At 42.5% G+C, this 8,246-nt stretch carries 10 protein-coding genes; all 10 read right to left on the bottom strand.

Annotated features, from left to right (window positions below; translation table 11 throughout):
* Positions 1 to 448 precede the first annotated feature (448 nt).
* On the bottom strand, positions 449 to 901 hold the full coding sequence (locus tag K0A89_12405; protein MBW6519286.1) for an acylphosphatase: 453 nt from the start codon (positions 899 to 901) through the stop codon (positions 449 to 451).
* 341 nt (positions 902 to 1,242) lie between these two features.
* A complete protein-coding gene (locus K0A89_12400; GenBank protein MBW6519285.1) occupies positions 1,243 to 1,569 on the bottom strand; it encodes a hypothetical protein in 327 nt (108 codons plus the stop codon).
* Positions 1,570 to 1,729: 160 nt separating this feature from the next.
* Positions 1,730 to 2,035 (bottom strand): UPF0175 family protein, encoded by a 306-nt coding sequence (locus K0A89_12395; protein ID MBW6519284.1) that lies wholly within the window; start codon positions 2,033 to 2,035, stop codon positions 1,730 to 1,732.
* Positions 2,016 to 2,438 (bottom strand): glycosyltransferase, encoded by a 423-nt coding sequence (locus K0A89_12390; protein MBW6519283.1) that lies wholly within the window; start codon positions 2,436 to 2,438, stop codon positions 2,016 to 2,018. The genes K0A89_12395 and K0A89_12390 overlap by 20 nt, the downstream gene beginning before the upstream one ends.
* A gap of 93 nt (positions 2,439 to 2,531) precedes the next feature.
* Positions 2,532 to 3,161: an acylphosphatase gene (locus tag K0A89_12385; GenBank protein ID MBW6519282.1), complete on the bottom strand. Its 630-nt coding sequence runs from the start codon at positions 3,159 to 3,161 to the stop codon at positions 2,532 to 2,534.
* Positions 3,162 to 3,353: 192 nt separating this feature from the next.
* Positions 3,354 to 4,190, bottom strand: coding sequence for an ABC transporter permease (locus tag K0A89_12380; protein ID MBW6519281.1), 837 nt, complete (start codon positions 4,188 to 4,190; stop codon positions 3,354 to 3,356).
* Positions 4,191 to 4,232: 42 nt separating this feature from the next.
* The gene (locus K0A89_12375) at positions 4,233 to 4,571 is read right to left on the bottom strand and encodes a hypothetical protein (GenBank protein ID MBW6519280.1); all 339 of its coding nucleotides are present in this window, start codon (positions 4,569 to 4,571) and stop codon (positions 4,233 to 4,235) included.
* A gap of 112 nt (positions 4,572 to 4,683) precedes the next feature.
* A complete protein-coding gene (locus K0A89_12370; GenBank protein ID MBW6519279.1) occupies positions 4,684 to 5,622 on the bottom strand; it encodes a GDP-L-fucose synthase in 939 nt (312 codons plus the stop codon).
* Positions 5,609 to 6,640, bottom strand: a complete 1,032-nt coding sequence (gene gmd, locus K0A89_12365; protein ID MBW6519278.1) for a GDP-mannose 4,6-dehydratase — start codon at positions 6,638 to 6,640, stop codon at positions 5,609 to 5,611. The genes K0A89_12370 and gmd overlap by 14 nt, the downstream gene beginning before the upstream one ends.
* A 323-nt stretch (positions 6,641 to 6,963) precedes the next feature.
* Positions 6,964 to 8,246 (bottom strand): mannose-1-phosphate guanylyltransferase/mannose-6-phosphate isomerase (locus K0A89_12360; GenBank protein MBW6519277.1); only part of this gene is annotated, 1,283 nt, incomplete at its 5' end.

The following is an 8,246-nucleotide window of genomic DNA, read 5'->3' as shown; positions in this document are numbered from 1 at the left end:
CTTTAATGTTTGTAACGGGTGGCGCAGGGTGGTGGTGACACTCTCTGACAGGGTTTTGTAGGTGGTGTCCACTCCAATCTTGTACTGTTTGGAGAGGTTCTTGACTTCGATTATTGGTTGAGACATTTTTTCAGGTTGAGGTTTTATTGGATTTATTGTTTTTAGACACGGATTAACAATGAGCTACACGGATTTTAAAGTTGTGTTGGGTTGATTTTGAAGATGTTGTGCCGGTGGAGTGCGGCCATGGCTGTTAAAATATATTATTTATATAATGTTACACAGCGAAGAGCGCAAAGGCCCTCTAAGATTTTTACAAATTATTAACAAACCTGTTTCTTCCATCCTTCATCAACTGAACATTAAAGTTCAGTAACAAAGTTATAATTCATATTGAATTTCAGGTTCCATTTCAGAGCAATGGCTTTAAAATATATAATATATGGAATTATTTTTCAGCAATTTTTCCAAGAATTTTCTCAAGACGTAAATTGTAATCCTTCATCCATTGATTATGTTCTCTTTGCTCTATTGCAAAAGAATCGAATCCAGCATTTAATGCCGAAGTATCGTTCTTAATCCCTTTTAATATTTCATTTCCAGTATCCAGCTTTCTTCCAATATCTACAAGTTCATCAGTATATAACCTTAGAAATTTTTGAGGCAGATACATTTGAAAAGGAATTACTTCTTTTAAAACTTCGTCAATCAATATTCCTTTCTGACTTCCTCTCGCCTGCAGGTCCCCCAGAAATTTATCAATATCTCCATTCTCACCACAGCATACCATTTTAACGCTACCGTCAATATCATTAAAAGCAAAGCCCCTTAATTCATAAATTCTTGCAATATCCTCTATCAGAGCTCTAAAACCAATATCTTGCACTTTACCTGTAACCATTATGTTGTAACATTTCTGCATCATTATACCCATTTATTTGTATAGTATTTAATTTAACCGCTTGATGGAAAATACATAATGAGCATCAAATCTATATGAATCCGTTTCTTATGAATTGCATATCTGGTTTCCTTTTCGCTTCACCTGGCCCGCCCCCCATTTTCATCAACTGACCTTTCCCCGCTCTTTCTTTCACGAAGCCGCATCCTTCACAGCCAGCACCTCATCCACCAGCAATATCTCAGGGTCCATATGCTCCGAGGGATTCAGGGATGGTGGTAGGGAGTGTGTCTGTGCGGACAGCTTGAAGATCATGGGTCATAATATTCAATAGTCGTAACTTATCTAAAAATTTCGTCTGCTTTCGTAATTCTTGTCCGCTCGTATTTTTCAATATCCTTGATCAGGGTTTCAATTTCTTTTTTATCAAGTATATCTTTTTTATTGCACAACCTCAGTATATCAACAATATCTAACCAATCGACACCATTGTCGTTGCAAAATCTTTTTGCTCTCTTATCGTTAGTGGCAAAATCCATACCATCTCTTTTGCATAAAAGGATAGAGGTCAATTCGCCTGAATGAAGATTTCTTAATTCTTCTTTTTTTATTTCATATTCTTGAATTAAATCGAAATCCAAATTTATTATCTTGAATCCTTGCTTCAAAATATCATTGACAAAATCATAACCTGCTTCTTTTGCTCTTAACAGTTCGTTATATACTTCAAAAGTGATAATGAGATCATCGTCTGGAAATAATTTTTTCAGCTAATCAGCCCTGCCTGTTTTGCCAAGCATGCTTAATATATCGGTATCGAATATCATGTTACAAATATTTCCCGAGCTTTTTGTCCATTTCTTCAGCAGGTCTTGCCTCTATCTCCCTGGTAAATCCTCTCTTGCCTAAAATCTCTTTAAATTCGATAGTGGTCATCCCTGCAATCTCCGCAGCCTTGCTCAATGATACTTCTTCTTTTTTATAAAGTTCAATGGCTGCGCTAATTTTAAGCTCGGCATTCTCCCGAAATAGTTTTAAAACTGCATCTTTTATTACTTCAATCTCGTTTGAATAATACCCTGCATTCACTAACGCTTTTATTTTGTTCTCTATATCAACAGATAGCGCTTCCATCTTTATTTGACCTCGTTATAACAATATTTAAGTTACTTTTATAAAGCCCTTCCCCTATCAACATTTTTTGGATGCCGCTACACAATAACATTTCGCGTGTGATTTTCTCATACCAATCCAGATATTCCTGCGCCTGCCTCTCCAGATCAAACCTCTTCCTCGCATCATCAGCCGCCTGCTCCCCCATCCTCAGTCTCAACCCCTCATCCTCAAGCAGCTCCACAACCCGCCCCGCCATTGCCTCCACATCCCCGGGCGGCGTGAGATATCCGGTGAAACCGTCCTGCACCTGCTCGGGAATGCCGCCCACTGCTGTTGCGATAACGGGGGTGCAGCAAGAAATGGATTCGATGATGGTGGTCGGGAAGGTGTCGGTGCGGGCGGCGGGAACGAAAGTATACAAGGCTTTATTCCCGATTTACAGACTTAGAGATGAAATTCCGATGGAAACGGCGCACAGCCAGCAGCAAACCATTTCCGCAGGAGTGCATAAATTTTAACTGATCGCTGATTCTACACGAGAAAGCCGCTCTTTTATTTCAGAAACCTCTACTGTAAGTGAAGAAATCCGCTCCCATGCATCATTATCATGTTTTTCCATTCTATTTGTAAGGCGGTTTAAATTTTCACCCGTTTCATGTTTGAATTCTTTAAGCACATAAGTATTTTCCTTAAGTACCGAATTGTTGTCCTTAAGTATTGAGGTATTTTCCTTAAGCATCGAATTATTATCCTTAAGCATTGATGTATCATAATCCATTTTTTCAATCGTTATATCCTGTTTTTGAATCATTTGCGTCATTTTAACGTTGGCAATATCGAGGCGTTCTCCCAGTTCCTCAGCCATATCGCCGCGTATTATCTCAAAATAATCAAATTCGCCAGTCGCATCCTGGAAGCTGATATCCAGATGTTCCACATCAATGGGATATTCTTTTATTCTGATCTGCTCTATAAAAGAATCAATAGTTGTTTTGTCCCCTTCGCATATTATCCTGACATCATACGGTTTAATGTTCGAAACATTGCCTGTGAGCTTCAATTTACGGGCCGCCCGCTCAACGGTATCCCTGTATCCTACCCTCTGAACGTCTCCTTTTGCTATTATTTCGGTTCTTGTCTGCATGGCCCTCCTTCCTTTCCATTGTTTTTACAGCTAATAACTTTTTTCAAAAAGAAGTTTTTCATTTTCAAATCTTTGCGAGGGTGGCGCAGGGTGGTGGTGACGCTCTCTGACAGGTCTTGTCGGTGGTATCCACTCCAATCTTGTACTGCTTGGAGAGATTTTTTACTATGATGATAGGGTCTTTGTTTTTCATTATATCAGATCAGCAAAATATTTTTCAGTCTTTTTTAAGTACATGATCCCTGACAGGAATATCAGCACAGATATCACCATCGAGATCCCCAGCGCCCCAAAGTTTACCGGCATATGTCCCAACAACACCGCCCTGTGTGCATCGATCAGTCCGGTCATAGGGTTCAGATACAGCAGCCACTGGTACTTCTCACCTACAATATTCGTGGGGTATATCACGGGAGATATGAACATAAAGAGCTGGATGAAGAAGGGCAGAATGAAATGCACGTCCCTGTACTTCACGCTGATAGAGGACAGCCAGTATCCGATCCCGGATGCCAGGATCAAGGTGGTAAACACAAGCAGGGGAAGCATGATAATGCTGACATTCGGTAGAAGGTTGTAGTATATCATCATAAATACCAGGATCACCAGCGCGATCACATAATCCACCAGCCCTGACAGGCATGCACTGGTGGGGATGAACAACCTGGGGAAATATATCTTCGATATCAGGGCTGAATTACCCACAAGACTGTTCCCTGAACTGGATACCGAGTTCGAGAAATATATCCACAGCAGCAGTCCCGAATATGAGAACACCGGATAGGGAATACCTTCGGATGGCATCTTTGCCAGACCGCCGAAGATCAATGTGAACACTATCATTGTGAACAACGGCTGCAATAGAGCCCACGATGCACCCATAATGGTCTGTTTGTACCTCACCTTGACCTCGCGCCAGGTAAGGAAATACAGCAGTTCCCTGTAGTGCATCAGCTCTGCCAGGTCTATTGAGAACAGGCCTTTTTGCGGTCTGATCACCAGTTCGAATTCATTTTTTTCGTCAGTCATTAATAGTCAAAAATACGTCAATTGATCAATTTTCACAATAGTTTATAAAATCTCAAAAACCTCTCTTAAAATGACAACATCATCAGAATACCCCTCATCACCTTTTCTCTGCTTGATATGTTCAAGTCCTGCCAGGATTCCGTCCCTGGATAATCCCAGTTCTTCGGCCAGCTGAAGAAACACTTCATACAGCTTTTCTAGGGTCAGGTGGAAACCAGACACCACATGCCATTGCACCAGCCCGCATTGTCTGCAGTAGGGGAATGAGAACAACTCGCCTTCAATATACACCCTGCCAAAATATTCCAGTTCAGTTGATCTGCATTCTGAACAGCTTCTGAACCCCTGATCTTTCACGCGCCGGGTCAATATATGTTTCATGGTTTCCACTATGTAATCTCACATCCATATCATTGTCATCAAATATTGTAAAAGGGTCATTGCGTGGATGGAGGGTTCCTTTATTCGTACATTTTTGTGTTATAAATTCAATCTATTGCCTTGTTTTTCTATACCACTCGATCATATTTTTTAATCCGTCTTCGAATTTATATTTAGCCTTGAACCCGAACTCTTTCTCTGCCCTTGAAGTATCGAGACACCGCCTGGGTTGTCCGTCCGGCCTGGTCCTATCCCAGACCACTGTTCCATCAAATCCAGTCAACTCCACGATCAGGTGCACAAGTTCTTTAATAGATATCTCAAATCCAGCTCCGATGTTGACAGGGTCGCTGTTATTGTATTTTTCTGTAGCCAGTACAATCCCTTCGGCAGCATCCTCCACATAGATAAATTCCCGTGTAGCCTCTCCTGTTCCCCAGACAACGATCTCATCCTCACCATTCTCCATTGCATCAAAACATTTTTTAATAAGTGCCGGGATCACATGGGAACAGCAGGGGTCGAAGTTATCACCCGGACCATACAGGTTCACAGGCAGCAGGAATATGGAATTGAACCCGTACTGCTGCCGGTAGGCCTGTGACTGCACCAGCAGCATCTTCTTGGCCAGGCCATAGGGTGCATTTGTCTCCTCAGGGTAACCGTTCCACAGGTCTTCTTCCTTGAAAGGGACCGGGGTGAACTTTGGATAGCAGCAGATGGTGCCTATTGCCACGAACTTATCAAGCCCATGCACCCTTCCCTGTTCCATCAACTGTGCCCCCATCATCAGGTTATCATAAAAAAATATCCCCGGATTCAGGCTGTTAGCACCGATGCCACCAACCACAGCAGCAAGATGTATAACAATATCAGGTTCAGCATCAGCATATAAACGCTTCACATCATCCATATGAACAAGGTCATAGTCCTTACTTCTTGGGATGAATACATCACCCCATCCCCTGTCCTGTAACTTCTTAACTACATACCTGCCTAAGAATCCCGCACCACCCGTAACAGTTATCCTCTTACCCTTAAGGTACGACATAATTTTCATCCCGTTCATAATTAGCATAGCCATTTTGCCGCAGTTCTTCCCGCTCAAGGTCAGCATCGACCATCAATCTAACCAGTTCTTTAAACCCGACCTTAGCTTTCCATCCCAGTTTCTTCTCTGCCTTCACTGTATCACCAACAAGGACATCCACTTCAGTGGGTCTGAAATATCGTGGGTCGATCTCCACATACTCCTGCCAGTTCAGCCCGGCATAGTTGAAAGCCTCATCCAGGAACTCTTTAACAGAATGTGTCTCACCCGTTGCAATGACATAATCACCAGGTTCATCCTGCTGCAGCATCAACCACATTGCTTCTACAAAGTCCTTAGCAAAACCCCAATCACGTTTGGCTTCAAGATTTCCCAGGTAGAGTTTATCCTGCAAACCTAGCTTTATTCTGGCCAGTGCCATTGTGATCTTCCGTGTAACAAAAGTTTCTCCCCGCCTGGGAGATTCATGATTAAAAAGAATTCCATTACAAGCGAAAATATTATATGCTTCACGGTAATTTGCGGTCATCCAGTAAGAATACACCTTCGCTGCTGCATACGGACTCCTTGGTCTGAATGGGGTGTTTTCACTCTGGGGTGGTGGTGAATCCCCGAACATCTCGCTGCTTGAAGCCTGGTAGAATTTTGTATCGACATTGCTCTTCCTGATAGCCTCAAGAAACCTGGTTGTTCCAAGAGCAGTAATATCCCCCGTATATTCAGGCAGGTCAAAACTGACCCGGACATGGCTCTGCGCTGCAAGGTTGTATATCTCATCAGGCTGGATATCATGGACGAGATTCGTCAATTGACCTGCATCAGAGAGGTCTCCATAATGCAGGAATAACTTTGTTTCTTCTTTGTGAGGGTCTGAATAAAGATGGTCAATTCGTTCTGTATTAAAAGTACTCGCTCTTCTTATGATACCGTGTACTTCATATCCATTTTTTAAGAGGAATTCAGTCAGATAAGAGCCATCCTGGCCAGTTATTCCTGTTATTAGAGCAGTTTTTGGCATAGTTATATTGTAATACTATTCAGGAAATATATATTTAGGTTTCATATTAAAATCGATATGTATTAAACATTTGTTATATTGTTAAAACCGATTTGTATTAAGTATTTCTGATATAATTAAAATCGTTTTTTAACATTCAAGGTGTATTATTCATTTTTCATTGTACATAAAGTATAACTTTGTGTTTGTCCGATTTTGTCGGACACCTTGTACAAAATCCAAGGTCTCAAGTTAATTCGACAGTAGGGAGGATTTTCTTGTTTTTGATTTATCACAGAAGATAATAAAGCCCATATATCAAATGATAAATATTCTATTCTATTCTATTCCCGCCCGTACTCATCATCGTACCTGACAATATCATCCTCGCCCACATACTCACCCAGCTGCACCTCAATGATCTCCAGCGCAAACTTGCCCGGATTGGACAGCCTGTGCTTAATCCCTGGCTTGATGAACGTACTCTCACCCTGCCGCAGGTAGAACCGCTTCCCATCCACCTGAACGCACGCCGTCCCCGTGACCACGACCCAATGCTCGCTGCGGTGGTAATGCAACTGGAGGCTCAGGATCTTACCCTGCAATACCCGTATCCGCTTTATCTTGTACCTCTCCCAGTCCTCAAGTATCGTATACGACCCCCACGGCCTGTACACGGTCCGGTGCAGGAACACCCTCTCGTCATCCTGCTCCTTCAGCTTACCCACTACATCCTTCACATCCTGGCACCTGTCTCTGGGACATACCAGGAGCGCATCCGGAGTATCCACCACCACCATATTATCAACACCTATCAGCGAGACCACCTTGTTCTGTGAGGACTGGATCAAATTACCCGTAGAATCCACAGACTCATCATCACAACCGAATACCACATTCCCGGACCCGTCTTTATCGAACTCGTGGTACATAGCATCGAAATTACCCACATCACTCCATGCACAATCAAGCTTGACGACAGCTACACGGTCAGATTTTTCCAGGATACCGTAATCGATGGAAATTGCAGGCAAATTTTGATATATCTTATTGATATCCCTGTTCATTCTGAACATTTCATAAACATCCGGGGAATATTTTGCCACCTCGGACGAAAACACATCAGTATCCAGCAGGAACATCCCGCTATTCCACAGGTATCCATTCTCAACATACTGCTTTGCTTCTTCAAGGTCTGGCTTTTCCTTGAATTCAGCTACTTTATACCCCATTCCAACGGTATCTCCGGGCCTGATATACCCGTAACCGGTATGAGGGGATTTGGGAACAATCCCAAAGGTCACAATATATCCAAGTGCAAGTTGTTCGGCACCGGCTATGGCATCCATGGCTTCAATGTCCATAATGTGGTCTGATGAAAAGACCGCCACAACACATTTACCGAATCTCTTTTTTATTTCGTTTACCCCGAAATAGATGGCCGGCAGGGTATTTCTTCCTTCAGGTTCGATGAGCAGATTTTCGTTTTGGAAATCCAGACCCAGCTCTTCCATCTGCCCCAAAACGAAGAACTTCTGGGATTCATTGGTCACCACAAATATCTCCGAAATATCTGATATCCTGAGACATCGTTTTACCGTATCCTGAAACAACGAAGTATCGCCAA

It is taken from the genome of ANME-2 cluster archaeon (assembly GCA_019429385.1).
GTDB lineage: Archaea > Halobacteriota > Methanosarcinia > Methanosarcinales > Methanocomedenaceae > Methanocomedens_B.
The sequence above is the reverse complement of the archived record's forward strand: the minus strand, read 5'-3'. Positions and strand labels throughout refer to the sequence as shown.

What these genes read in the sequence shown, in the direction of transcription:
- K0A89_12405 (MBW6519286.1), bottom strand. Translation starts at nt 901, where the DNA reads ATGGTTACAGGTAAAGTGCAAGATATTGGTTTTAGAGCTCTGATAGAG.
- K0A89_12395 (MBW6519284.1), bottom strand. Translation starts at nt 2,035, where the DNA reads ATGGAAGCGCTATCTGTTGATATAGAGAACAAAATAAAAGCGTTAGTG.
- K0A89_12385 (MBW6519282.1), bottom strand. Translation starts at nt 3,161, where the DNA reads ATGCAGACAAGAACCGAAATAATAGCAAAAGGAGACGTTCAGAGGGTA.
- K0A89_12380 (MBW6519281.1), bottom strand. Translation starts at nt 4,190, where the DNA reads ATGACTGACGAAAAAAATGAATTCGAACTGGTGATCAGACCGCAAAAA.
- K0A89_12375 (MBW6519280.1), bottom strand. Translation starts at nt 4,571, where the DNA reads ATGAAACATATATTGACCCGGCGCGTGAAAGATCAGGGGTTCAGAAGC.
- K0A89_12370 (MBW6519279.1), bottom strand. Translation starts at nt 5,622, where the DNA reads ATGTCGTACCTTAAGGGTAAGAGGATAACTGTTACGGGTGGTGCGGGA.
- gmd (MBW6519278.1), bottom strand. Translation starts at nt 6,640, where the DNA reads ATGCCAAAAACTGCTCTAATAACAGGAATAACTGGCCAGGATGGCTCT.